This is a genomic window from Burkholderia sp. Bp8984, from assembly GCF_003853755.1.
Lineage (GTDB): Bacteria > Pseudomonadota > Gammaproteobacteria > Burkholderiales > Burkholderiaceae > Burkholderia.
This window is the reverse complement of sequence record NZ_QTQN01000038.1, coordinates 1-24,648: the sequence shown is the minus strand read 5'-3', so window position 1 is coordinate 24,648 and position 24,648 is coordinate 1. Positions and strand designations below refer to the sequence as shown.

Sequence of the window (24,648 nt, the reverse complement as noted above, 5' to 3'; positions counted from 1 at the left end):
CGCGGCACCCAAGCCGCGGCCGTTTCGTCACGCCTTCTTGCGCCGGCTGCTTTCGAGGTTCGGCAGGAACACCGTCAGCACGCCGATCAGCGGCAGGAACGAGCACACCTTGTAGACGAACGTGATGCTCGTCGCGTCGGCGAGCTGGCCGAGCACGGCGGCGCCCACGCCGCCCAGGCCGAACGCGAAGCCGAAGAACAGACCCGCGACCATCCCGACCTTGCCGGGCATCAGCTCCGTCGCATAGACGAGGATCGCGGCGAACGCCGACGCCAGCACGACGCCGATGATCACGCTCAGCACGCTCGTCCAGAACAGGTTCGCGTACGGCAGCAGCAGCGTGAACGGCGCGACGCCGAGGATCGACACCCAGATCACGTACTTGCGGCCGATCCGGTCGCCGACCGGCCCGCCGATCAGCGTGCCGGCCGCGACCGCCGCGAGGAACACGAACAGGTGGATCTGCGCGGCCTGCACCGACAGGTGGAACTTGTCGATCAGGTAGAACGTGAAATAGCTGTTGATGCTCGCGAGATAGAAGTACTTCGAGAACACCAGCAGCACCAGCACGCCGATCGCGGCGAGCACGCGGCCCGGCGACAGCGTCGGATGGCCGGCCGGCGCCGCCTTCTTCTTCATCGACGGATGCTTCTTGTACCAGTGGCCGATCTGCGTGAGCACGACCATCGCGACGAGCGCGGCCGCCGAGAACCACGCGATGCTGTGCTGGCCGTGCGGGATGATCACCAGCGCGGCGAGCAGCGGCCCGAGTGCCGAACCGGCGTTGCCGCCGACCTGGAACAGCGACTGCGCGAGCCCGTGCTGGCCGCCCGACGCCATCCGCGCGACGCGCGACGATTCCGGATGGAACACCGACGAGCCGCAGCCGACCAGCGCCGCGGCCGCCAGCAGCGTCGCGAAGTTCGGCGCGGCCGACATCAGCAGCAGCCCCGCGAGCGTGAAACCCATCCCGACCGGCAGCGAATACGGCTTCGGCCGCTTGTCCGTATACAGGCCGACGAGCGGCTGCAGCAGCGACGCTGTGATCTGGTAGGTCAGCGTGATCAGGCCGATCTGCGCGAACGACAGCGCGAACTGGCTCTTGAGCATCGGATAGATCGCGAGGATCAACGACTGGATCATGTCGTTGAGCATGTGCGAGAAGCTGATCGCGCCGAGCACCGGATAGACGGTACGCGGGGCGCGTGGAGCAGACGGCTGGGCTGCGGCGGCGGTGCCGGCGCCCGTATCGAGGCTGGTTTCCATGTGAGCTGAGCGAGTTGAGGTGACGGGACGCGCTCTGATGGGGATCGGCGCGTTCGAATCGTTGTTGCGTCAAAGAAGTCTAATGTGGCGTATCGAGAATGTCAGGCCAAGTTTTGTCGCGATTCGGACATTGCTACGACGATTCGACCCATTGCCCCCTTTTTTGGCCGGGTATAACGCTGCGGCGTGTCCGCCTTTCGTCGCGCCGCGCGGGACCGGATCGGTGTTTGTCCGGACTCAAGGCGTGCCGATCGAGGCCGTAGAAGACGCAACGACAACACAGGCGCGCCGCGCCCGGCACCGGCCACGAGCCGGACGGGTGCAGGACGTGCGGCATGACGGGCCATTGCGGGAATGCCGGCCGCCGGAACCGACCTTTTCGGCGGCACGATCAATACGGGGAAATATCGATGAAAGCAGCTTCATTGCATCCGCGGCCGGTTGCGGCCACAGCCGCGGCCGACGCAGCCGCCAGGCCCGCCTCGCGGCACGCGCGCGCAGCCCGGCGCGAACGCCGGACGTGGACCGTCAAGGCGACGTTGCGCGCCGCGTTCGCGATCCTGCTGGCCGGCACGCTCGCGATCGGCGTGTTCTCGCTGTGGCAGATCAGCCGGCTGAACGCGTCGATTGCGTCGGTTTACGAGCAGGGGCACGTCGCGAGCCGGGCGGCGGAGGAAGTGCGCGCCGAGGTGCTGCGCGCGAGCCGCGCGCAGAAGATGCTGCTGACCGCCACCACCGCGAAGGAACGCGACGATCTGGGCGCCGAAGTCGGCGCGGGGCTCGCGTCGATCGGCCAGGCGCTCGCGACGCTGCAGCATTACGCGGATCCGGCCGATGCGGACGATTCCGCGCGACTGCGCGCATTCTCGCTGGCGGTCGGCACGTGGAGCGGCCATCTGCGCGATTTCGTCGCGCTCGTGCAGGCGCAGCCGCTCGACCTGTCGCAGATGAACTGGCAGGTCGGCACGCAGGACGTGTCGCTGCTGGTCGAGACCGGCAAGCTCGAGAAGCTCGTCGCGATGCTCGTGAAGACGCGCGGCGCGAAGTCGAAGGCGACGCTCGATGCATCCGCAACGATCTTCTCGTCGTCGTTCGCGATGATCGCGGCGATGACGGCCGCGCTGATCGTGCTGGCGATCGCGATCGCCGAGCGGGTCGTGCGCCGCCTCGCGTCGCAGCTCGGCGGCGAGCCCGCGGAGGCGAAGGCGATCGCCGCCGACATCGCGCGCGGCGACCTGACGCGGCCGATTCCGCTCGGCCGGCACGACCGCGACAGCATGGTGCGCGCGCTGTCCGACATGCAGTCCGGGCTTGCGGCGACCGTCGGCGAGATCGCCGTCAGCGCCGAGGCGATCGCGGCCGCGTCCGGCGAGATCTCGACCGGCAACCTCGACCTGTCGCGGCGCACCGAGCAGCAGGCCGTCGCGCTCGAGCGCACCGCGGCCAGCATGGAAGAGCTCACGTCGACCGTGCGGCAGAACGCCGAGAACGCGCGTCAGGCGAGCGCGCTCGCGGCCAATGCGTCGGCCGTCGCGGAGGCGGGCGGCGAAGTCGTCGGTCGCGTGGTCGCGACGATGAGCGAGATCGACGACAGCGCGAAGAACATTCGCGACATCATCGGCACGATCGAGGGGATCGCGTTCCAGACCAACATTCTCGCGTTGAACGCGGCGGTCGAGGCGGCGCGCGCGGGTGAGCAGGGGCGCGGTTTTTCGGTGGTCGCGGGCGAGGTGCGGTTGCTCGCGCAGCGCGCGGCGACCGCGGCGAAGGAGATCCGTACGCTGATCGGCGCGTCGGTCGAGCGCGTCGCGAACGGCGCGGCGCTCGCGCACGATGCGGGCCGCACGATGGACGACGTGGTGCGGGCGGTCAAGCGCGTGACCGACATCATCGGCGAGATCTCGGCGGCGTCGGACGAGCAGAGCGCCGGGATCGACGAGATCGGCCGCGCGGTCACGCAGATGGATGCCGGCACGCAGCAGAACGCCGCGCTCGTCGAGCAGGCGGCCGCCGCGGCGAATGCGCTCGACGAACAGGCGCAGGCGCTCAAGTCGCTGGTCGGACGCTTTCGCATCGCGGCGTAGGCGTCCGGCCGTCGACGCTTACGACTTCTTCCGCTGGTCCGGATCGATGATGACCGTGCAGGTCGTGCCCGCCGACAGCACCACGTCGGCCGGCACCTCGTCGATGCGGATGCGCACCGGCACGCGCTGCGCGAGGCGCACCCAGTTGAAGGTCGGGTTCACGTCCGCGACGAGGTCGCGGCTTTGCGGGTTGTCGCGATCGTAGATGCCGCGCGAAATGCTCTCGACGTGGCCCTTCATCACGCCGCCGCTCATCAGCCGCATCTCGGCCGGCGCGCCGACCTTCACGCGCGGCAGCTTGGTTTCCTCGAAGTAGCCGTAGACCCAGAACGAATGGCTGTCGACGATCGCGAGCTTCGCCTGGCCGGCCACCGCGTAGTTGCCCTTGAACGTCTGCAGGTTCGTGATGTAGCCGTCGACCGGTGCGACCACGCGCGTGCGTTCGAGGTTGAGCTTCGCGGCGTCGAGCGCGGCGATCGCCTGCTGGTACTGCGCATCGGCGCTCGACGCGCTGTGCGCCGCGTTCTCGCGGTTTTCCTTCGACACGACGAGCGCGTCGAGGTCGGCACGACGGGCCGCGTCGTCGCGGCGCATCTGCAGTTCCGCGCGGCGGGCGGCGACGGCCGCCTGCGCCTGCTCGACCGCGATCTGGTAGTGCGACGGGTCGATCTGCATGATCAGGTCACCCTTTTTCACGAGCTGGTTGTCATGCACGGGCAGCTCGACGATCGCGCCCGACACGTCCGGTGCGACGTTGACGATTTCGGCACGGACGCGCCCGTCGCGCGTCCAGGGATCGTCCATGTAGTGCACCCACAGCGAGCGCCCGATCAGGATCGCGACGAGAAGGATGATGGCGGTCGCGACGAAGCCGAAGAGTTTTCTGAGAATCATGATGGTTCGGAATCAACGGTAAACGGCAAGACTCAGTCCGCCGCAAATGCAGACGAGAAGGCACGCGCGGAACAGCGACGGGTGCCAGACGAGACGGTAGAGGCCCGTGTAGGCGAGCAGGCGGTCGACGGCCCAGGTCGCGAGCGCGCCCAGGACGAACATCAGGACCACCGTGGGCATGTAGGCATCGAGAATGGCGATTTCACGCGGCATCATGACGAGGCTCCTTGTTGGGGACGCACGGGGCGGTTGCGGTTGAGCGGCTCGAGCGGCGATTCCGGATCGAGCAGCGCCGTGCGTACGAAATGCAGATGGCTCAGGATGCGCTGCAGCCGGTGGCGCTCCTCGCGCGACGGCGTGAACGCATCGAGCGTTTGCCGGGTCGCGTCGATCGCGGCGTTGACCGCGGCGAGCGCCGCGTCGAAGCGCGCCGCGTCCGGCTTGCGGAACAGCGCGGACAGCGCGGCGCGCAGCGTCTCGATCGCGCGGCGCCACGGTGTCGTCGGCGCATAGCGCGGGTCGGACGGCAGCGCCGCCAGCTCCGCGCGCAGGTCGAGCGCGGCATTGCCCGTTTCCAGCACCGCGAACATCCAGCGCAGCGCGTCGCGCTGCACGTCGGGCTGGTCGGCCGACAGCGTGTGCGCCTGGTACATCAGGTCGCGCGCGCCGCTCTCGAAGCGCGTGCGCAAGCCGGCGAGCCGTGCGTGGCACGCCGCGACCACCTGGTGGCGCAGGTCGGCGAACAGCCGCTTCTTGTGCCACGGCGCGGTCGGCGGGAACAGCACCGCGAACGCGATCGCCGAGACGAGCATCGACAGCACCAGCGCGAGCGCGTCGTTCATGAAGCTCGTCGGGTCGTAGTGCGTGATGTTGTCGGGGCCGGCGAGGAAGCTGAAGAAGATCAGGTAGCCCATCCCGTAGCCGGCGAGCTTCGGCTTCAGCGTCATGAAGATGCCGATCGCGAGCAGCGGCGCGAGGGCCACGCACAGCAGCGGGAAGCCGTCGATGTGCGGGTAGATGCCGAACGTCAGCAGGAAGCCCGTGCAGACGGCCAGCGCGGTGCCCATGCCCATCTGTGCGGACATCGCGGTCGGGCGCGGCGTCGACGACGCGAGCGCGCAGGTGGCCGCCGCCGTCAGCGTCAGCGTCACGCCGCTCGGCCACGCGGTCGCGATCCAGAACGCGCCGAGCACGAGGATCACGGTCGCGGTGCGAATCGCGGCGATCACCATCGCCGTCAGGTTGGTGCGCGGCTCGTAGCGCTCGATCCAGCGCTCGCGCTCGTGCGTCGCGGTCGACAGCGACGCGTAGGTCGCCGCGTATTCGTGCAGGTCCGTGATGAAGCGGTACAGCAGCTCGGTGGCCGTGTCGAAGTCGAGCAGCGGGAAATCCGGCTGCGTCTCGAGCGCGGCGCGCGTCGCGCGGATGCGGCGCGGCAGCGCGTCGCGCCACGCGAGCAACTGTTCGGCGGCGAGCGCGGCGTCGGCCGACGAGCGCACCGGCTCGCCGTTGCGCGTCAGAAGCGGCGCGATTTCGCGGAAGTACGGCTCGATCGCATCGATCGCGGCCTGCGCGCCGGCCGCGCGCAGTCGGTTCATCAACTGGTGCAGCGCGTGGAAGCGGCTCGATACGCTCATGAACTCGCTGTTCAGGCGCGCGAGACGGCCGCTGCGCATCCGCGTGTCCGGATCCTCGAACACGGCCATGCTGCGCGCCGCTTCGAAGCCGACCACGTCCGCGACGAAGCGCGTATGGATGGTTTCGATGTGCGCGCGGTCGAGCTGGCCCGACAGTGCCGCCGCGACGTAGTCGACGAAGCTGCTGAAGCGCTTGCGCACCGTCGTGCGCATCTGCTCGCCGGTGTACTGCGGAAACACCAGCGCGCTGACGACGCCTGCCGACACGATCCCGACCATGATCTCGGCGACCCGCGTCATCGCGCTCATGAACGCGCCGTCGGGGTGTTGCGATGCCGGCAGCCCGATCAGCGCGGTCGTGTAACCGGCGAGCAGGAAGCCGTAGCTGCGGAAATTGCGGTTGCGCGCGGCGCCGGCCGTGCACAGCGCGACCCACAGCGCGACGGCCAAGAGGAACAGCTGCGGCTGCTGCGGGAACAGCCCGACGAACGTGAGCGTCGCGATCAGCCCGAAGATCGTGCCGGCGACCCGGTAGAAGCTCTTCGCGAGCACCGCGCCGCTTTGCGGCTGCATCACGATGAACACCGTGGTCATCGCCGTCTTCGGGGCCGGCAGGTCGAGCCGCATCGACACGCCGGTCGCGATGAACGCGGCGAGCAGCGCCTTGAACAGGTAGAGCCACGCGGCGCCGTCGCTGCGGGCCCAGTCGCCGAAGGCGGCGTACCAGGCCGCGAGCGCGCCGCCGGCGTGCGTGGAAGCGGGGGAGGAGGCTGACATGACGGTCGCTCCGCGTTACCGTGCGGCCGGCGTGGCGGCTGCACCCGCCGAACCGGCCGTCGCGACCTGCGCGGGGCGGGCGACGGCCGCGGCGGGCTTCGCGCCCGATGCGGCTGCCGGCGCGGCGGCACCCGCGGCGGACGCGTCGCGCGGCGGATGGCCGCCCCGCACGTCCGCATCCGTCTGCGTCTCCGTCTCGACGCCGCCGCCGAGCGCGGCCATCAACTGCGCGTGTGCGGCGAGGCGTTCCGCGTCGATGCGGGCCGCCGTTTCCTGTGCGCGCAGCAGCTGCTGTTGCGCGACCAGCACGTTCACGTAATCGGTCAGCCCGCGGCGGAAGCCTTCGCGCGACAGCTGGTAACTGTGGTCGTTGGCGGCCACCGAGCGCGCGGCGTCCTTCTTCTGCGTGTCGAGCGAGCGGATCCGCACGACCTGGTCGGCGATGTCCTTGAGCGCGCCGACGACCGTCTGGTTGTAGCGTTCGACCGCCTGGTCGTAGCCGGCGTCGGCCGCGCCGAGTTGCGCGCGCAGCCGGCCGCCTTCGAAGATCGGCAGCGACAGCGCTGGGCCGGCCGTCCAGCCGCCATTCATCGCGCGCAGGAAGTCGGTGAACGGCGCGGTCACGCCGAAGCCGCCGACCGTCGCGAGCAGGTCGATATTCGGGTAGAACGCGGCTTTCGCGACATCGATGCCGCGAGCCTGCGCGTCGACCGTCCAGCGGGCCGCGACGACGTCCGGGCGGCGCCCGAGCAGGTCGGCCGGCAGCGCGGACGGCAGGCCGGCCGGCGCATCGAGCGACAGGCTCGGCCGCTTGATCGCGTCGCCGGCGCCCGGGCCCTTGCCCGCGAGCGCGGCGAGCTGGTGGCGCGCGAGCTGGATCGCTTCTTCGTAGCTGTCGATCTGGCGCTCGTAGTCGGGCAGCGTCGATTCGGCCTGGCTGACTTCGAGCTGCGTGCCGAGGCCGGCCTGCAGGCGCTTGCGCGCGAGATCGGCCAGCGAGCGCTGGCGTTCGAACGTTTCGTGCGCAAGGTCGAGCAGCGCGTAGTTCATCGACATGCCGACATACGCGCGCACGACGTTGACCTCGAGCTCGAGCTTCGCCGCCCGTGCGTCGGCCGCGGTCGCATGCGCGGTGTCGAGCGCGCGCTCGGTCGCGTTCTTGTCCTTGCCCCACAGGTCGAGGTGGTACGACAGGCCGAGCGTGCCGGTGTTGTTCCAGGTGTCGGTATCGGCGAGCGGCCCCGGGCCGTAGTAGACGTTGTCCGGCCAGTGCTGGCGCATCAGCGACAGATTGCCGTTGATCTGCGGCAGTTCCGCCGAGCGCGCCACGCGCGCCATCGCCTGCGCTTCGCGCACGCGCGCCTCGGCGGCCGCCAGGCTCGGGTTGCCGGCCTGCGCGGCGGCAATCCACGCATCGAGCTGCGGATCGCGGTACGCGCGCCACCAGTCGGACGCGGGCCAGCCTGCATCGTGGTCCGCCGCGCGGATCGCGGCGCCGGCGTCGAGCGTGTTCGCTTCGATGCGGGCGGACTGCGGCTTGTTGTCGCCCATGCTCGCGCATCCGGCCATTATTAATGAGACTGCAAGAACCGCCAGTGCCAGCGTCCCTTTTGTTGCCGGAGACCGCACGATTTTCTCCCTTTCGGATATAGATGAGTCGGATGCGATTATATTTTTCAGTGATTCCTGAATAAATGGACAACGGTGCAAGTCATTTTTACGAATCCTGAGATAATATTTGTTGGCCCCTGTGCAACAATCCCTCCGGATTCATACGGGTAATGGGATGGATACGTTACAAAACATGCGGGTCTTCGTCCGCGTGGTCGACGCGGGCAGCTTTACCGCGGCCGCCCAGCAGATGAATTCGACCACCGCCTATGCGTCGCGCGCCGTGTCGGATCTCGAGGCGCACCTGCGCACGCGCCTCCTGAACCGGACGACACGCCGGATCGCGCTGACCGAAGCGGGCGAGCGCTACCTGCAGCGCTGCGAGCAGATCCTCGCGTACGTCGACCAGGCCGAAGCCGAAGCGGGCGACGCGCACGCGCGGCCGTCGGGCAAGCTGAAGGTGCATTGCTTCACGAGCCTCGGGCAGCACTACCTGGTGCCGGCCATCGCGCGCTATCGGCAGCGCTATCCGGACGTGCACGTCGAGCTGACGCTCGCGCAGCGGATGCCCGACCTGCTCGACGAGGGGTACGACGTCGCGATCGTGGTCGGCCGCGACCTGCCGGATTCGGGGCTCGTGTCGCAGCGGCTCGGCGAGAGCTACAGCGTCGTGTGCGCGTCGCCGGGCTATATCGACGCGCACGGCGTGCCGCAGACCCCGGCCGATCTCGAGCAGCACGTCTGTCTCGGGATGGTCGCGCCGGGCTTTCACTTCGACGAATGGTCGCTGTCGGGGCCGCGCGGCGACGAGGTGGTTCCGGTCACGGCGCCGCCGTTCCGCGTGAACGTCGCCGAGGCGCTCGCGGTGGCCGTGCGGGAAGGGATGGGAATCGGCGGGTTGCCGCTCTATTCGGCGATCGGCGGGCTGCGCAGCGGACACATCGTGCGCGTGATGCCCGAATACCGGTCGCACGTGATGAACATCTACGCGTTGTATCCGTCGCGCCAGTACCTCGACGCGAAAATCCGCACCTGGGTCGATTTCCTGCGCGACGAGCTGCCGGCCACGCTGGAAGCCGACGAGGCCGCGCTCGCGCAGTTCACGGCTGCGACATGAGCGCGCGGTCGAGCGCAATCTGACCAGATTTGTCCTTCACGCAACATTTTTTTACCAACGGACCGCGGACAGTTTGATACTGTTTCAATCATCGAGATTTGGAACTGCCCACACCCGGAGTCGCAATGGATACGCAACTGATGATCGGCCTTGGAGTTTTGCTTGGTGCGGCTGCTGCCGCCGCGGCGACGCGCGATCTGCTGCGCGCGATGAAGGCGCGGATGAAGCCGGTGCCGGTGCGGGTGCGGGTGCGCCCGTCGTCGAACGGCTCGCGCCGCGCCGATCGCTGATCGGGGGGGCTTTCAGCTCGGGTAGGCCGCATCACGCGGCCCGATGGCTTGGCGCTCAGCCGAGCTCGACCACCTTGTCCCACGCAAACGCGGGATTCTCCAGTTCGCCGGTGCGCCGGCGGATATAGCCGCGCGGGTTGCACACCACGCGCGTGCCGCTGTCGGTCACGTAATCGAATGAAGTATGCGTGTGGCCGTGGATCCACAGGTCCACGGGCGGCCGCACGAGTTCCGCCATGTCCGTGACGAATCCCGCCGACGCCAGGTCTTCCGCATAACGCTCCGCCAGCGAGCGCAGGTGCGGCGCATGATGCGTGACGACGATCGTGCGGCCCGCGAACGGTGTCGCGAGCCGTGCTTCCAGCCACGCGCGGCCTTGCCGGTGCAGCGCGATCGCGTCGGCCGGCGTGAAATCCCGCTCCGGGGCTGCCGCCGCATGCACGGACGCATCGTGCGGCCACGTCACCTGGATCAATCCCTTGAAATCGAGCATCACGCGCATGGCCGCGTCGATCGCGCGCGCGACGCTCGCCTGGTCGGCGCCGAACAGCGAGAAATCGGCCCACAACGTCGTGCCGAGCACGCGAAAGCGCTGCGCCGGATCGACGTACACGCCGTTGTTGAGGTAATGCACGTGGTCGATCGTGTGCGCGGCGTCGCGCATCGCGGTTTCGAGCGCGCCGAATTCCCCGTCGTAGTACTCGTGATTACCCGGCACGTAGATCACCGGCACGTCGGGATCGAACGTCTCCGCGGCCCAGCGCAGGCCTTCCGCGTGATTGTGGATATCGCCGGCCAGCACGACGAGATCCGCGTCGGCATGCGCGATCGTGTCGGGCTGGTTGCATTCGAGATGCAGGTCGGACAGGACGCGGACTCTCATGGGCATCGCTCCGGGACGGGGGCTTCAGTGCAGGACCTTGCCGGGATTCATCAGCCCGCGCGGGTCGAGCGCGGTCTTCAGCGTGCGCATGAGCGCCGTTTCGACCGGCGACTTGTAGCGCTGCGCGTCGTCGATCTTCAGCTGGCCGATCCCGTGCTCCGCGCTGATCGTGCCGTGGTGACGGTGCACGTTGTCGTAGACGATGCGGTTGATCGGCTTCTGGAATGTCGCGAGGAACGCCTTCGGGTCGCCGCCTTCGGGCGTCTGCACGTTGTAGTGCAGGTTGCCGTCGCCGAGATGGCCGAACGTGACCATCCGCGCGCCCGGCGCGGCCTGCTGGATCGCTGCGTCGGTTTCGTCGATGAAGCGCGCGATCGACGAGATCGGCACCGCGATGTCGTGCTTGATGTTGAGACCCTCGTCGGCCTGCGCGAGCGGGATGTGTTCGCGCAGGTCCCAGAACGCGCGCGATTGCGCGAGATTTTCCGCGACGACGGCGTCGACCACGAGCCCGGACTCGAACGCCTCTTCCATCAGTTTTTCGAACAGCGCGCGCGCATGCGTTTCGCTTTCGTTGTCCGACAGTTCGAGCAGCACCGTCTGCGCATGCGTGCGGTCGAACGGATAGCGCAGTTGCGGATAGTGCTTGCCGACCAGCTGCATGCAGAAGTCGGACATCAGCTCGAAGCCGGTCAGCAGCGGGCCGGCCGCGCGTTGCGCGAGCGCGAGGAAGTCGAGCGCCGCGTGCGGCGACTCGAGCGCGGCCAGCGCCGTGACCTGCGCGGCCGGCAGCGGATGCAGCTTCAGCACGGCGGCCGTGATGATCCCGAGCGTGCCTTCGGCGCCGATGAACAGGTCGCGCAAGTCGTAGCCGGTGTTGTCCTTGCGCAGCCCGCGCAGGCCGTCCCAGATCTCGCCCTGCGGCGTCACGACCTCGAGCCCGAGGCACAGCTCGCGTGCGTTGCCGTAGCGCAGCACCGCGGTGCCGCCGGCGTTGGTCGACAGGTTGCCGCCGATCGTGCAGCTGCCTTCGGCGGCGAGGCTCAGCGCGAACAGCCGGCCGCCTTCGCGGGCGCGCGCCTGCACGTCGGCGAGGATCACGCCGGCGTCGACCGTGATCGTGTTGTTGTGCGGATCGAGGGCCCGCACGCGGTTCAGGCGCGCGAGGCTCAGCACGGCCTGGCTGCCGCTCGCGTCGGGCGTCGCGCCGCCGGCGAGCCCCGTGTTGCCGCCCTGCGGCACGAGCGCGACGCCGTGCGCGTTGGCGAGCCGGACGAGCGCGGCGACTTCCGCCGTATCGGCCGGTTTCAGCACCGCGCACGCGCTGCCCTTGTAGCGGCGGCGCCAGTCGGTCAGGAACGGTTCGGTGTCGTGCGGCTCGGTCAGCACGTAGGTGGCGCCGATCGCGTCTCGGCAGGCGGATACGAAGGCTTCGGAAGGATTCATACGTTCGGTCGCGTAAGGGTCAGGACGCGGCGCGCTGCTGCTTCGCCGCGCGCTTGAACGGCGCGACGTAGGCCAGCGCGGCCACGAAGAAGCCGACGGCGAGCGCGGTCTCGCACCAGCCGAGCGTCGCGGACAATCCGCGGTCGGACATGCCGCGCACGATGCCTTCGGCGAAATAGACGAGGATCAGCATGCTCGCCCACTGCATCGTATAAATGTTACGCCGCCAGACGCCGGGCAGCGCGAGCGCGAGCGGCACGGCCTTGAGCATCAGCGCCGAGCCCCCCGGGCGCAGCGGCGCGAGCCACAGTTCCCACGCGAGCGACAGCGCGATCAGCGCGACGAGGCACGCGGCCGCGGCCAGCGCGTAGCGCGGCCGGGCGGCGACGGGGGGACGGGCGGGACGGGCAGGCGCGTTCATGCGGCCTCGGCGGCCCGGGCGTCGGCGAGGGCCGCCGCCGCACGCGCGAGCCGCACGCCAAGCGCGGCCGCGAGCGCCTTTTCGTCCGCCGACAGCCCCGCGGGCCCGCTGCGATCGTGCTGCGACACGTGCGACGCGCCGTACGGCGTGCCGCCGGTGCGCGTCGTGCTGAGCGCGGATTCCGTGTACGGGATGCCGACGATCATCATCCCGTGATGCAGCAGCGGCAGCATCATCGACAGCAGCGTCGACTCCTGGCCGCCGTGCAGGCTGCCGGTGGACGTGAACACGCAGGCCGGCTTGCCGGTCAGCGCGCCCGACAGCCATTGCGGCGTCGTGCCGTCGAGGAAATACTTGAGCGAGGCGGCCATGTTGCCGAAGCGGGTCGGCGAGCCGAGCGCGAGGCCCGCGCACTCCTCGAGATCGCGCAACTCCGCATACGGCGGGCCGTCGTCGGGGATATCGGAGGCGGTGGCTTCGCAGACCGTCGAGACGGGCGGCACGGTACGGATGCGGGCCTGCATGCCGGGCACGCTGTCGATGCCGTTCGCGATTGCGAGTGCGAGATCACGCGTGGCGCCGTGGCGGCTGTAATAGAGGACGAGGATGTCTTTCATGGGCGACGGGGCCGCATGCGGCCGCGCGGATGCCCGGTGCAGTCGGCCCCTGCTGGATCGAGCGGCTATTATAGGGGCTGAAGTCGTCGCGCAGCGCGGCGGCGGCGCGCCGTCGGGCGCGCGGCGTCAGCAGAGAAGGAGAAGCCGTTTGCCGAAGTTGAGCGTCGATCTCGACACCCTCAAGCGCCTCGCGCAGTTCGCGGCCCGGCGCAGCGCCGAGGATCGCATCCCGCAAGTGGCGGGCAGCCTCACGTTCACGACGATGCTGGCACTCGTGCCGCTCGTGACGGTCGCGTTTGCGCTGTTTACCGCGTTCCCGATGTTCGCGTCGTTCCAGATCTCGCTGCAGGGGTTCCTCGCGGATCACCTGATGCCCGCGCAGTTCAACGTCCAGATCTTCAAGTACCTGAACCAGTTCGCGTCGAAGGCCAAGGGGCTGACGACGGCCGGCCTGATCGTGCTCGTCGTCACGTCCGTGATGACGATGATGACGATCGAGTCCGCGTTCAACCTGATCTGGCGGGTGCGCAAGCCGCGGCCGTTCGCGCAGCGCGTGCTCGCGTACTGGGCGCTGATCACGCTCGGGCCCTTGCTGTTCGGCGTGAGCCTGTCGATCTCGTCGTACCTGTTTACGCAATCGCTGGCGTTCACCGGCGCCGCGCCGTCGACGTCGATCGTCGAATGGCTGCTCGCGTTCGTGTCGCTGCCGCTGACCGTGCTCGCGTTCACGCTGCTGTACGTGTATCTGCCGAACTGCACGGTCGCATGGCGCGACGCGGTGATCGGCGGGCTGTTCGCGGCCATCGCGTTCGAGCTCGCGAAGCGCGGCTTCGGCTATTACGTGCGGCGCATTCCGACCTATACGGCCGTCTACGGCGCGTTCGCGGCGCTGCCGGTGTTCCTGTTGTGGGTGTATCTGAGCTGGTTCATCGCGCTGCTCGGCGCGATGGTGGCGTCCGCGCTGCCGGCGATCCGCGTCGGCCAGTTCCATCGCATCCACTATGCGGGCAGCGACCTGCTCGACGCGCTCGAATTGCTCGCGCGGCTGGCCGAGGCGCGCGCGGTCGGCAAGGCGGGCTATACGGCGATGCGGCTTGCGGCCATGTTGCGCTGCGACATGGAAACCGCGCAGCGGCTGCTGTCGACGATGGAGGAGCGGGAGTGGATCGCGCGGCTGGACAGCGGCGATCGCGCGCCGTGCTACATCCTGCTGGCGAATCCGGAGCAGCTGACGCTGGCGCAGCTGTTCGACGTCCTTGTGATCGACCGCACCGAACTGACGTACCAGCTGCAGCGACGCAGCAGCCACGTCGAAGGCGCGGCATTGCTCGAGGTGCTGTCGAACGACCGGTTCGAAGTATCGCTTGCGTCGCTGATCGCCGCGCACCGGCTTGCGGGTGCGCCGGCCGCGACCGTGCCCGGGCCGGTGCCCGGCGGGGCGCCCGACCCGCACGCGCGGCCGCCGAAAACGGCGTGACGCGGTGCCGGGCGGGCCTTACAGCGGAATCTTGCCGGTGCAGATGTCCTTGAACATCACCCAGTCGCCCATCAGGCTGTAGATCGGGTGCCGGAACGTGGCGGGGCGGTTCTTCTCGAAGAAGAAGTGTCCGACCCACGCGAATCCGTAGCCGCACACGACCGCCGCCGGCAGCCACGGCCAGTGGCCCGTCGCGATCGCCATCGCGACGCAGCCGATCACGCCGAGCGAGCCGATGAAGTGCAGCCGGCGCGACGTCAGGTTCTGGTGTTCGTTCAGGTAGTACGGGTAGAAATCGGCGAAGCTGGCGAATTGCTCCGTATGCGTATGTGCCATGGCCGTCTCCTCGGGCCGCCGTCCATGGAGTCATTTTGCGGCGGCCGGCCCGGGTCCGCAAGCGGCGGCCGCCGCGCCGCGCGGGGCTGAGCTTTCCTTTTGACAGGCTTTCCGATAGGATCGAAAAAGGTTTTGCATTCAAGCATGAGGGGACTACGATGCGCGTCAGCGATATTCTGAAAGTGAAGGGCAACACGCTGTTTACGGTGACGCCCGATAAGCCGCTGCGCGAAGCGGTCGATACGATGGCCGAACACGATATCGGTTCGCTCGTCGTGATGGAGTACGGTGATCTCGTCGGGATGCTGACGTTCCGCGAGATCATCCTGCGCCTGCACGTGAACGGCGGCGCGATCGGCGACGTGCAGGTGCGCAAGGTGATGGACGAGCCGCTAACGTGCACGCCGGAAACCGACGTCAACGAAGTGCGCCGGATGATGCTCGAGCGCCACGCGCGCTACATGCCGGTGCTCGACAAGAAGGTGCTGATGGGCGTCATTTCGTTCTACGACGTCGCGAAGACGGTCGTCGAGGCGCAGAGCTTCGAGAACCGGATGCTGAAGGCGTACATTCGCGACTGGCCGGAATCGGAAGCCGAAGCGCAGAAGCCGTGAATCGCGTCGCGCCCGGTGCCATGACGCGCGGGCGCTGCCATTCGGCGTACGGCGGCGCAGGTTCAGCCTGCGCCGCCGTTTTTTCGACAACAACCCAAGGTCCGCGCAGCTTCGCCCAGACGATTCGCGCGTATTCCGCATGAGCGATCACACGCAAGTCTCTTCCGCGTCGCGCGGCGATCGGCGCGCCCACGCGTCGCAGTTCGACCTGTTGCGCCAGCGCCGTTTCGCGCCGTTCTTCACGACCCAGTTCCTGGGCGCGCTGAACGACAACGTGTTCAAGATCGGCTTCACGTCGCTCGTCACCTATCACACCGCGCGCTTTTCCGGCGTCGACCCGAAGACGGCCGCGTTCCTGATCTCCGCGATCTTCATCCTGCCGTTCGTGCTGTTCTCGGCCACCTCCGGCCAGATCGCCGACAAATACGACAAGGCGACGCTCACGCGCTTCGTGAAGTCCTTCGAGATCGTGCTGATGCTGGTCGGCGCGGCCGGTTTCGTCACGCACAGCGCGACGCTGCTGTATCTGTGCACGTTCATGATGGGGATGCACTCGACGCTGTTCGGCCCCGTCAAGTATTCGTACCTGCCGCAGCATCTCGGCGACCACGAACTGGTCGGCGGCAACGGCCTCGTCGAGATGGGCACGTTCATCGCGATCCTGATCGGCACGATCATCGGCGGCGCGGCCGCGGGCATCGAAGGCAGCGGCGAGCGCGTGCTCGCGGTGAGCGTCGTCGTCATCGCGCTCGCGGGGCGGCTCGTCGCGCAGCGCGTGCCGTCGACGCCCGCGCCGCAGCCCGATCTCGTGATCAACTGGAATCCGTTCAGCGAAACGTGGCGCAATCTCGGGCTCGCGCGGCAGAACCGCACCGTGTTCCTGAGCCTGCTCGGCATCTCGTGGCTGTGGTTCGTAGGCGCGACGTTCCTCACGTCGTTCTTCAACTTCGCGAAGGACGTGCTGTCCGCGAGCCCCGACGTCGTCACGGTCCTGCTTGCGACGTTCTCGGTCGGGATCGGCCTCGGCTCGCTGCTCTGCGAGCGGCTGTCGCAGCGGCGCGTCGAGATCGGCCTCGTGCCGCTCGGCTCGATCGGCATCAGCGTGTTCGCGATCGAGCTGTATTTCGCGAGCCGCTCGCTGCCATCGCCCGGGCATCTGCTGTCGGTCGGGGAATTCCTGGGCGGCGCGCGCCACTGGCGCATCCTGGCCGACCTGTTCCTGCTCGCGATGTTCGGCGGCTTCTACAGCGTACCGCTGTATGCGCTGATCCAGAGTCGCAGCGCGCCGACCCACCGTGCGCGGATCATCGCCGCGAACAACATCCTGAACGCGCTGTTCATGATCCTGTCGGCCCTGATGGCGATGGGGCTGACCAAGGCCGGTGTCGACATCCCCGGCCTGTTCCTCGTCACCGCGCTGCTGAACGTCGTGGTCGCGACGTATATCTACCTGCTCGTCCCCGAGTTCCTGCTGCGTTTCGTCGCATGGGTGCTGGTGCACACTTTCTACCGGATTCGTCTCGTTCATGCAGAGCGGATCCCGGAAGAGGGCGCGGCCGTGCTCGTATGCAACCACGTGAGCTACGTCGATGCGCTCGTGCTGGCGGCTGCGAGCCCGCGGCCGGTCCGGTTCGTGATGGATCACCGGATCTTCAAGGCGCGCTTCGCGAGCTGGGTGTTCCGGCATGCGAAGGCGATTCCGATCGCGCCGCGCCACGAGGATCCCGACATGCTCGCGCGCGCGTACGACGCATGCGAGGCCGCGCTGAAGGACGGCGAACTCGTGTGCATCTTCCCCGAGGGCAAGCTGACCAAGACGGGTGACATCAACACCTTCCACCACGGCATCACCGAGATCCTGGGCCGCACGCCGGCGCCCGTGATCCCGATGGCGCTGCGCGGGCTGTGGGGCAGCTATTTCTCCCGTCATGCCGATGCGCGCATGCCGCGGCCTATCAAGCGCGGCGTGATGAGCCGGCTGACGCTCGCGGTCGGCGAGCCGATCGCGGCCTCGGTCGCGACGCCCGAGGCGTTGCAGGCGGCGGTGACCGAGCTGCGCGGCGCGCGGAAGTAGGCAGGGCGGGCCCCGGCGGCTTCGTATCGGGCAGCGGGCGGCTGCAAACCGGCCGGTTCGACCGGAACGGCGCAGGTCGACGATTCTCGCGCCGGGCCGTCTGCGTGGCCGGCCAGTATGGTCTGAACGGTTCACGCGGCCCGCGGGTTCGGGACGGCTGGCATAATAGCGGTTTACCTCTTTTCTCGACCGGCAAACGATCGGCCTGCCAGCGGCCCCGGCAGCGCATCGGTTTGTCCATTTCTCTTTGGGCGGTTCCATCATGTCCGGCAATACCCTCGGCACGCTTTTCACTGTCACGACCTTCGGCGAATCGCACGGTCCCGCGATCGGCTGCGTGATCGACGGCTGCCCGCCGGGAATGGGGCTGACCGAAGCCGACATCCAGGTCGAGCTCGATCGCCGCAAGCCCGGCACGTCGCGGCACGTGACGCAGCGCCAGGAAGCCGACGAGGTCGAGATCCTGTCCGGCGTGTTCGAAGGCGTGACGACCGGCACGCCGATCGCGCTGCTGATCCGCAACACCGACCAGCGCAGCAAGGATTACGGCAACATCGTCGAGACGTTCCGCCCCGGCCACGCCGACTACACCTACTGGCAGAAATACGGCATCCGCGACTACCGTGGCGGTGGCCGCTCGTCCGCGCGCCTGACCGCGCCGCTCGTCGGCGCGGGCGCGGTCGCGAAGAAGTGGCTGCGCGAGCGCTTCGGCGTCGAAGTGCGCGGCTACATGAGCGGTCTCGGCGAGATCGACGTGCCGTTCGTCGACTGGTCGCACGTCCGCGAGAACCCGTTCTTCTCGCCGAACGCGGCGATCGTTCCGGAGCTGGAAGCCTACATGGACGCGCTGCGCAAGGACGGCGATTCGATCGGTGCGCGCATCGACGTCGTCGCGTCGGGCGTGCCGGTCGGCTGGGGTGAACCGGTATTCGACCGGCTCGACGCGGACATCGCGAAGGCGATGATGAGCATCAACGCGGTGAAGGGCGTCGAGATCGGCGCGGGCTTCGACAGCGTCGCGCAGCGCGGCTCGGTGCACGGCGACGAACTGACGCCGGCCGGTTTCGTCGGCAACCATGCAGGCGGCGTGCTCGGCGGGATTTCGACGGGGCAGGACATCACCGTGTCGATCGCGATCAAGCCGACCTCGAGCATCCGCACGCCGCGCCGTTCGATCACGAAGTCCGGTGAAGAAGCGACCGTCGAAACCTTCGGCCGCCACGACCCGTGCGTCGGCATTCGCGCGACGCCGATCGCCGAGTCGATGCTCGCGCTAGTGCTGATCGACCACGCGCTGCGCCATCGCGCGCAGTGCGGCGACGTCGAGACGCCGACGCCCAAGATCGCGGGCAGCGCGACCTGATGCAACGGAGCCGGCACTCGCCGGTTCGACCGATTTAGCCGATTCGATGCGAAACGGGGCGCCTGCGGCGCCCCGTTTTCATTGGGCCGCCGCATCCGGCGGCGCGGCCGATTCGCGTACCCGCAGCTCCGGCAGTACCGCGCAACCGGGCCCGGCTGCGCCGTTTTCGAGTGCGTCGAGCAACGCGCGGGCGGCCTTGCGGCCGATCGCATCGGTGTCGACCCACATCGTCGTCAGCGCCGGCCGGATTTCGCGAGCCAGCGCGACATCGTCGAACCCGGTGATCGACAGCTGCGAAGGCACGTCGATGCCCAGTGCCTGCGCCTCGAGCAGGGCGCCGAGCGCGAGTGCGTCGTTGCCGCAGATCACGGCCGTCGGGCGCGTCGCGCCGCTGTCGGCAATCGCGCGCAGGCTCGCCCGCCCGAACGCGATCGTGGCCGCGCCCTCGTGCTGGTGGATCGGCCTGACCGCGAGCCCGCGCGCGGCGAGCGTCTCGTGAATGCCGCGCAGGCGGGCCTGCACGCGGTCGTTGTCGGCCGAAGGCTGCATGATGATCGCGAAATCGCGATGCCCGAGCTCGAGCAGGTGCGTGGTCAGTCGCGCGAATGCCGCGCGGTTGTCGAAGCCGATGCAGCAGTGCGGGCTGTCGTCGCGGTAAGCATAGGTGACGACATACGGCACCCGATGCAGGTCGAGCAGTTCGAATACTTCCGGCGGATAGGCTTCGCCGACCAGCGACACCGCTTCGACGCCGCGCGACAGCATCGCGCGCACCTGCGCGAGCGCTTGCGCCGGATCGTAATTCGAGCAGCCCAGGAACAGGGTGATGCCATGCTCGGCCATGACCGCCTGCATGCCCGCTACCTGCGACGCGAACACCTGGTCGTCGAGCGTCGGAATGATCGCCCCGGTGATGTGGGTGCGCGTGGAGGCGAGTGCGCGGCCGGCTGCGTTGGGAATCCAGTTCAGCGCACGTGCCGCGTCGCGCACGCGCTGCTGCACGTCGGCCGAGACCTTGCCGGGATCGTTGTAGACGCGCGAAACGGTCGCGGTCGACACGCCGGCGAGTTTCGCGACGTCGCCGAGCACCGACCGGCCGCTGCCGCGGCGCGCGCGAGCCGCGCCACCGCCGGATGAAGGCGTACTCATCGGTTATCCCCGGGCGCGGCTGCCCTGCAGGCTCCGCGCGTGGTCAAAAACGCCATCGTTTACCCTCGATTCATCGTGGTCCCGCTTGCAATCCCGGTCTCGCCTGTGAGAATGTAAGCGCTATCTTGATGCTACTCCGTATTATGTCAGACACAGATTTCAACCGCATCGTGAAGTTTTCGTCGACGAAGGCCGATCAGGCCATTTTGTCCGTCGAAAATGTAAGCGGTTACATTCGATGATGATCCACACCAGACCACCCCGAATCGCTGTCGTCGGCAGCGTCAACGTCGACCTCGTCACGCATGCGCCGCGGCTGCCCGTGCCGGGCGAAACGCTGCTCGGCACCACGTTCCAGACCGTTCACGGCGGCAAGGGGGCGAACCAGGCGGTGGCCGCCGCGCGCCTCGGTGCGTCGGTCGCGATGATCGGCTGCGTCGGCAACGACGCGTTCGGCGCACGTCTGCACGACGCACTGGCGGCGGAGCGCATCGACGTGACGCATCTGCACCGGATCGACGGCGAGGCAACCGGGGTCGCGACGATCACGGTCGATGCGCACGGCGCGAACAGCATCGTCGTCGTGCCCGGTGCAAACGCGCGCCTCGATGCCGAATTGATCGACCGGGCGCGCGACGCGATCGCCGGCGCGGCGCTGATGGTGTGCCAGCTCGAGGTGCCGATCGAGACCGTCGCGCGCGCCATCGGCAGTGCAATCGCGCATCGCACGCCGGTGCTGCTCAATCCGGCGCCGGCCCGGCCGCTGTTCGACGCATTGCTGGCCCGCATCGACTATCTCGTCGTCAACGAAACGGAAGCGGAGTCGCTGACCGGCATTGCCGTCGGCGACGACGCCTCCGCGGTGCGGGCCGCCGAAGCGCTGCGCGCGAAGGGTGTCGGCAATGTGCTGGTCACGCTGGGCGCGCGCGGCGTCTGCTGGCGCGGAAGTGCAGGGAGCGGCCGCCATCGGGCGATGGCGGTGGTCGCCGTCGATACGACCGCGGCCGGCGATACCTTCGTCGGCGGCTTCGCGGCCGCCCGGGCGAGTGGCGCGTCGATGGACGACGCGATCGCGTTCGGACAGCGTGCGGCCGCGATCAGCGTCACGCGCCACGGCGCGCAGACGTCGATTCCGACACGCGAGGAAGTGGAGCGTGGGGCCGCATAGATTCCGCGAAGACGGAACAGACCGAGGCCCGGAAACCATTCAGGACATGGAGACAAACGCAATGAACGAGAATCATGCTGTTCCGGCGGCGCCGCCACGTATCCGGCGCGGACAACGTATTGCGCTCGCGCTGCTGATGGCGAGCGGGATCGTCAACTATCTCGACCGCGGCACGCTGGCCGTCGCGAGTTCGGCAATCCGGGGCGATCTCGGGCTGTCGCTCTCGCAGATGGGCTTGCTGCTGTCGGCGTTCTCGTGGAGCTACGCGCTGTGCCAGTTCCCGGTCGGCGGACTCGTCGATCGCATCGGGCCGCGCCGGCTGCTCGGCATCGGGCTGATCGTCTGGTCGCTCGCGCAGGCATCGGGCGGCATCGTATCCACCTTCGGCTGGTTCATCGTCGCGCGCATCGTGCTGGGCATCGGCGAGGCGCCGCAGTTCCCGTCGGCGGCGCGGGTGGTGAGCAACTGGTTTCCGTTGCGTGCGCGCGGTACGCCGACCGGGATCTTCAACGCGGCGTCGCCGCTCGGCACCGCACTCGCGCCATTGCTGCTCGCGGTGCTCGTCGCATCGTTCAACTGGCGCTGGGCATTCGTCGTGACGGGTGCGCTCGGCCTCGTCGTCGCCGTCGTCTGGTTTGCGTTGTACCGCGATCCGGCGCGCGCGCAATTGACCGCGGCGGAACGCGCGTATCTCGATACCGATGCGCAGACGGCCGTCGCGATGCCGAAACTGACCTTCGCCGACTGGCGCAGCCTGTTTTCGCACGGCACGACCTGGGGCATGCTGCTCGGATTCTTCGGTTCCGTGTACCTGAACTGGGTCTACCTGACCTGGCTGCCGGGGTACCTGACGATGGAGCGTCACATGAGCCTCGTGCGCACCGGGTTTGCGGCATCCGTGCCGTTCCTGTGCGGGTTCGTCGGTTCGCTCGTTGCCGGCTGGCTCTCGGATCTGGTGACGCGCCGCAGCCGCTCGCCGGTCGTGAGCCGGCGCAACGCGGTGGTCGTCGCGATGCTCGGGATGGTCGCGTTCACGATTCCGGCCGCGCTCGTGCAGAGCAACACGGTCGCGCTCGCATGCATCTCGGTCGTGATCTTTCTCGCCAATGCGGCGTCGGCATGCTCGTGGGCGCTCGCGACGGCGGCCGCCCCGCCGAGCCGTGTCGCATCGCTCGGCGCGATCCAGAATTTCGGCGGTTTCATCGGCGGTGCGCTCGCGCCGATCCTGACGGGGGTCATCGCGCAGAGGTGGTCGTTCGTGCCCGCGCTGCTGACGGCGGCGGCAATCGCATTCGCCGGCGCGATGGCTTACCTGCTGCTGGTGCGCAAACCGATTCCCGAGCAGTCCGCGAGCGCCGCGCCCGGACCGCTGCCGGCCTGAGTCCGTCGGCTACACCCCCGTATTCACTGAAGGAAGGAGAAACAGATGCAACCACATCGGCAATCGAGCGCAACCATCGAGGGGATCGTACCGGTGATGCTGACGCCGTTCGACGACGCCGGCGCGATCGACTACGCGGGCCTCGAGCGACTCGTCGAATGGTATCTGGCGCACGGCTCGGATGCGCTGTTCGCGGTCGCGCAGTCGAGCGAGATGCAATTCCTGAGTCTTGCCGAGCGTGCGGAACTCGCGCGTTTCGTGGTCGAGCGGGTGGCCGGGCGCGTGCCCGTCGTCGCGTCCGGGCACATCAGCGACGATCTGGATGCGCAGGTCGCCGAGCTGCGTGTCGCGGCGGAATCGGGTGCGCAGGGCGTCGTGCTCGTGACCAACCGCCTCGATCCGCAGCGCAAGGGCAGCGCCGCGCTTCTCGACCATCTTCACAAGCTGCTCGCCCGGTTGCCGTCGGATCTGCCGCTCGGTTTGTACGAATGTCCGGCGCCTTATCGGCGACTGCTGTCCGATGACGAACTGCGTGCGTGCATCGACACCGGCCGCTTCGTGATGTTGAAGGACGTGAGCTGCGATCTGGAGACGGTGAAGCGACGCGTCGCACTCGCCGCGGGGTCGCCGCTGAAGATCCTCAATGCGAACGCCGCGATCGCATGGGATGCGATGAAGGCGGGTTCGGCCGGTTTCAACGGCGTGTTCACCAACTTCCATCCCGACCTGTACCGATGGTTGCGCACGCAGGGCGGCTCGGATCCGGCGCTGGCCGACGAGTTGTCGACGTTCCTGGTGCTCTCGGCGGTGTCGGAAGCGCTGGGCTACCCGGCGCTTGCGAAGATCTATCACCAACGGATCGGCACGTTCGGATCGATTCGTTGCCGTGCGATCGACTACGACGTGCGCGAGCGCTTCTGGGCGCTCGACGCGGTGCTCGACAAGATCGTGTCCGGTACCGAGCATTTCCGTCGGCGGATCGCGGCGCGTTAGCGCAGCCGATACGGGCGCGGTGCATGAGTCGCGCGCCCGATGGAGAGCCGGGCGGCGTCGAATGTCGAACGTCGAACCGACGAAAAAAACGCCGCGCGAGGCGGCGTTCTTCGGCAGTTACATGTTCGGGTAATTCGGCCCGCCGCCGCCTTCTGGCGTGACCCACACGATGTTCTGCGTCGGGTCCTTGATGTCGCAGGTCTTGCAGTGCACGCAGTTCTGCGCGTTGATCACGAGGCGGTCGCTGCCGTCGTCGTTCTTCACGAACTCGTACACGGCCGCCGGGCAGAAGCGCGCCTCCGGTCCCGCGTAGGTCCGCAGGTTCACGTTCACCGGCACGTTCGCGTCCTTCAGCGTCAGGTGCGCCGGCTGGTTCTCCTCGTGGTTCGTGTTCGAGATGAACACCGACGACAATCGGTCGAACGTCAGCTTGCCGTCCGGCTTCGGATACTCGATCGGCGTGCACTGCGATGCCGGCTTCAGCATCTCGTGATCCGCATGCTTGTGGTGCAGCGTCCACGGCACGTTGCCGCCCATCAACTTCTGCTCGAGCCCGACCATCAGCGTGCCGAGGTAGAGACCCTTCGCCATCCACTGCTTGAAGTTGCGCGCGCGGTACAGCTCCGTGTACAGCCACGATTGCTTGAACGCGTCCGGATACGCGTTGAGCTCATCGCTCTGGCGACCGGCCTGCAACGCGTCGAACGCGGCGTCCGCCGCCAGCATGCCGGTCTTGATCGCCGCGTGGCTGCCCTTGATCCGCGATGCGTTCAGGAAGCCCGCGTCGTCGCCGATCAACGCGCCGCCCGGGAATACCGTCTTCGGCAGCGACAGCAGGCCGCCCGCCGTGATCGCGCGCGCGCCGTACGACACGCGCTTGCCGCCTTCGAGGAACGCGCGGATCGACGGGTGCGTCTTGTAGCGCTGGAATTCCTCGAACGGTGACAGGTACGGGTTCGTGTAGCCGAGGCCGACCACGAAGCCGACCACGACCTGGTTGTTGTCCATGTGATACAGGAACGAGCCGCCGTAGGTGTCCGACTTCAGCGG

22 protein-coding genes are annotated in these 24,648 nt (G+C 68.2%); 10 read left to right on the top strand and 12 right to left on the bottom strand.

All coding sequences use genetic code 11. The features are described 5' to 3' along the window. Positions 1-27: 27 nt before the first annotated feature. Positions 28-1,266, bottom strand: coding sequence for an MFS transporter (locus DID98_RS29445; protein WP_044846078.1), 1,239 nt, complete (start codon positions 1,264-1,266; stop codon positions 28-30). Positions 1,267-1,676: 410 nt separating this feature from the next. Here DID98_RS29445 and DID98_RS29440 point away from each other — a divergent pair, with 410 nt between their 5' ends. After that, positions 1,677-3,350, top strand: a complete 1,674-nt coding sequence (locus DID98_RS29440) for a methyl-accepting chemotaxis protein (RefSeq protein ID WP_124488966.1) — start codon at positions 1,677-1,679, stop codon at positions 3,348-3,350. Positions 3,351-3,368: 18 nt separating this feature from the next. On the opposite strand, the gene DID98_RS29435 is transcribed toward DID98_RS29440, so the two are convergent. The 4 genes from DID98_RS29435 to DID98_RS29420 are packed head-to-tail and all read right to left on the bottom strand — an operon-like array spanning position 3,369 to position 8,287. Next, on the bottom strand, positions 3,369-4,244 hold the full coding sequence (locus tag DID98_RS29435) for an HlyD family secretion protein (protein WP_044846076.1): 876 nt from the start codon (positions 4,242-4,244) through the stop codon (positions 3,369-3,371). Between the two features lie 12 nt (positions 4,245-4,256). Continuing rightward, positions 4,257-4,460 carry a DUF1656 domain-containing protein gene (locus DID98_RS29430; RefSeq protein ID WP_011351756.1) on the bottom strand — a complete coding sequence of 68 codons (204 nt, stop codon included), beginning with the start codon at positions 4,458-4,460 and terminating at the stop codon, positions 4,257-4,259. Then, complete coding sequence (locus DID98_RS29425; RefSeq protein ID WP_124571860.1) at positions 4,457-6,658, bottom strand: FUSC family protein; 2,202 nt, start codon at positions 6,656-6,658, stop codon at positions 4,457-4,459. Before DID98_RS29425 ends, DID98_RS29430 begins: the two co-directional genes overlap by 4 nt. A gap of 15 nt (positions 6,659-6,673) precedes the next feature. Beyond that, positions 6,674-8,287, bottom strand: coding sequence for an efflux transporter outer membrane subunit (locus DID98_RS29420; protein ID WP_124571859.1), 1,614 nt, complete (start codon positions 8,285-8,287; stop codon positions 6,674-6,676). Between the two features lie 157 nt (positions 8,288-8,444). Here DID98_RS29420 and DID98_RS29410 point away from each other — a divergent pair, with 157 nt between their 5' ends. Then, a complete protein-coding gene (locus DID98_RS29410; RefSeq protein WP_044846073.1) occupies positions 8,445-9,386 on the top strand; it encodes a LysR family transcriptional regulator in 942 nt (313 codons plus the stop codon). 125 nt (positions 9,387-9,511) lie between these two features. Continuing rightward, the gene (locus tag DID98_RS35960) at positions 9,512-9,676 is read left to right on the top strand and encodes a hypothetical protein (protein WP_185640899.1); all 165 of its coding nucleotides are present in this window, start codon (positions 9,512-9,514) and stop codon (positions 9,674-9,676) included. Positions 9,677-9,731: 55 nt separating this feature from the next. On the opposite strand, the gene DID98_RS29405 is transcribed toward DID98_RS35960, so the two are convergent. The 4 genes from DID98_RS29405 to wrbA are packed head-to-tail and all read right to left on the bottom strand — an operon-like array spanning position 9,732 to position 13,043. After that, positions 9,732-10,559 carry a metallophosphoesterase gene (locus DID98_RS29405; protein WP_124488969.1) on the bottom strand — a complete coding sequence of 276 codons (828 nt, stop codon included), beginning with the start codon at positions 10,557-10,559 and terminating at the stop codon, positions 9,732-9,734. Positions 10,560-10,583: 24 nt separating this feature from the next. Continuing rightward, positions 10,584-12,005: an FAD-binding oxidoreductase gene (locus DID98_RS29400; RefSeq protein WP_124571858.1), complete on the bottom strand. Its 1,422-nt coding sequence runs from the start codon at positions 12,003-12,005 to the stop codon at positions 10,584-10,586. 19 nt (positions 12,006-12,024) lie between these two features. Further along, positions 12,025-12,426, bottom strand: a complete 402-nt coding sequence (locus tag DID98_RS29395; RefSeq protein ID WP_044846070.1) for a DUF2069 domain-containing protein — start codon at positions 12,424-12,426, stop codon at positions 12,025-12,027. Continuing rightward, on the bottom strand, positions 12,423-13,043 hold the full coding sequence (gene wrbA, locus DID98_RS29390) for an NAD(P)H:quinone oxidoreductase (RefSeq protein ID WP_044846069.1): 621 nt from the start codon (positions 13,041-13,043) through the stop codon (positions 12,423-12,425). The genes DID98_RS29395 and wrbA overlap by 4 nt, the downstream gene beginning before the upstream one ends. Positions 13,044-13,191: 148 nt before the next feature. On the opposite strand from wrbA, the gene DID98_RS29385 reads away from it, so the two are divergent. Further along, entirely contained in the window at positions 13,192-14,520 is a 1,329-nt protein-coding gene (locus DID98_RS29385; RefSeq protein WP_124523056.1) for a YihY family inner membrane protein, read from the top strand. An 18-nt stretch (positions 14,521-14,538) separates the two neighbouring features. Here the strand turns inward: DID98_RS29385 and DID98_RS29380 are convergent, their stop codons facing one another. Then, on the bottom strand, positions 14,539-14,856 hold the full coding sequence (locus DID98_RS29380; protein ID WP_044846067.1) for an Mpo1-like protein: 318 nt from the start codon (positions 14,854-14,856) through the stop codon (positions 14,539-14,541). 158 nt (positions 14,857-15,014) lie between these two features. On the opposite strand from DID98_RS29380, the gene DID98_RS29375 reads away from it, so the two are divergent. From DID98_RS29375 to aroC, 3 genes are all read left to right on the top strand, one after another. After that, positions 15,015-15,470, top strand: coding sequence for a CBS domain-containing protein (locus DID98_RS29375; RefSeq protein ID WP_044846066.1), 456 nt, complete (start codon positions 15,015-15,017; stop codon positions 15,468-15,470). Between the two features lie 139 nt (positions 15,471-15,609). Beyond that, positions 15,610-17,544 carry an MFS transporter gene (locus DID98_RS29370; protein ID WP_124571857.1) on the top strand — a complete coding sequence of 645 codons (1,935 nt, stop codon included), beginning with the start codon at positions 15,610-15,612 and terminating at the stop codon, positions 17,542-17,544. 262 nt (positions 17,545-17,806) lie between these two features. Continuing rightward, on the top strand, positions 17,807-18,907 hold the full coding sequence (gene aroC / locus DID98_RS29365; protein WP_124523060.1) for a chorismate synthase: 1,101 nt from the start codon (positions 17,807-17,809) through the stop codon (positions 18,905-18,907). Positions 18,908-18,985: 78 nt separating this feature from the next. Here aroC and DID98_RS29360 read toward each other — a convergent pair whose 3' ends face one another. Further along, a complete protein-coding gene (locus DID98_RS29360) occupies positions 18,986-20,056 on the bottom strand; it encodes a LacI family DNA-binding transcriptional regulator (RefSeq protein WP_124571856.1) in 1,071 nt (356 codons plus the stop codon). Between the two features lie 238 nt (positions 20,057-20,294). Between DID98_RS29360 and rbsK the strand changes: the two genes are divergently transcribed. The 3 genes from rbsK to DID98_RS29345 all read left to right on the top strand — a co-directional run bounded on the left by rbsK (position 20,295) and on the right by DID98_RS29345 (position 23,598). Next, positions 20,295-21,224, top strand: coding sequence for a ribokinase (rbsK, locus tag DID98_RS29355; protein WP_124571855.1), 930 nt, complete (start codon positions 20,295-20,297; stop codon positions 21,222-21,224). Between the two features lie 61 nt (positions 21,225-21,285). Then, positions 21,286-22,605, top strand: coding sequence for an MFS transporter (locus DID98_RS29350; RefSeq protein ID WP_124571854.1), 1,320 nt, complete (start codon positions 21,286-21,288; stop codon positions 22,603-22,605). A 45-nt stretch (positions 22,606-22,650) separates the two neighbouring features. Beyond that, entirely contained in the window at positions 22,651-23,598 is a 948-nt protein-coding gene (locus tag DID98_RS29345) for a dihydrodipicolinate synthase family protein (protein WP_124571853.1), read from the top strand. Positions 23,599-23,715: 117 nt separating this feature from the next. On the opposite strand, the gene DID98_RS29340 is transcribed toward DID98_RS29345, so the two are convergent. Next, positions 23,716-24,648, bottom strand: a 933-nt coding sequence (locus DID98_RS29340; RefSeq protein ID WP_148093544.1) for an electron transfer flavoprotein-ubiquinone oxidoreductase, incomplete at its 5' end; no start/stop codon positions are given.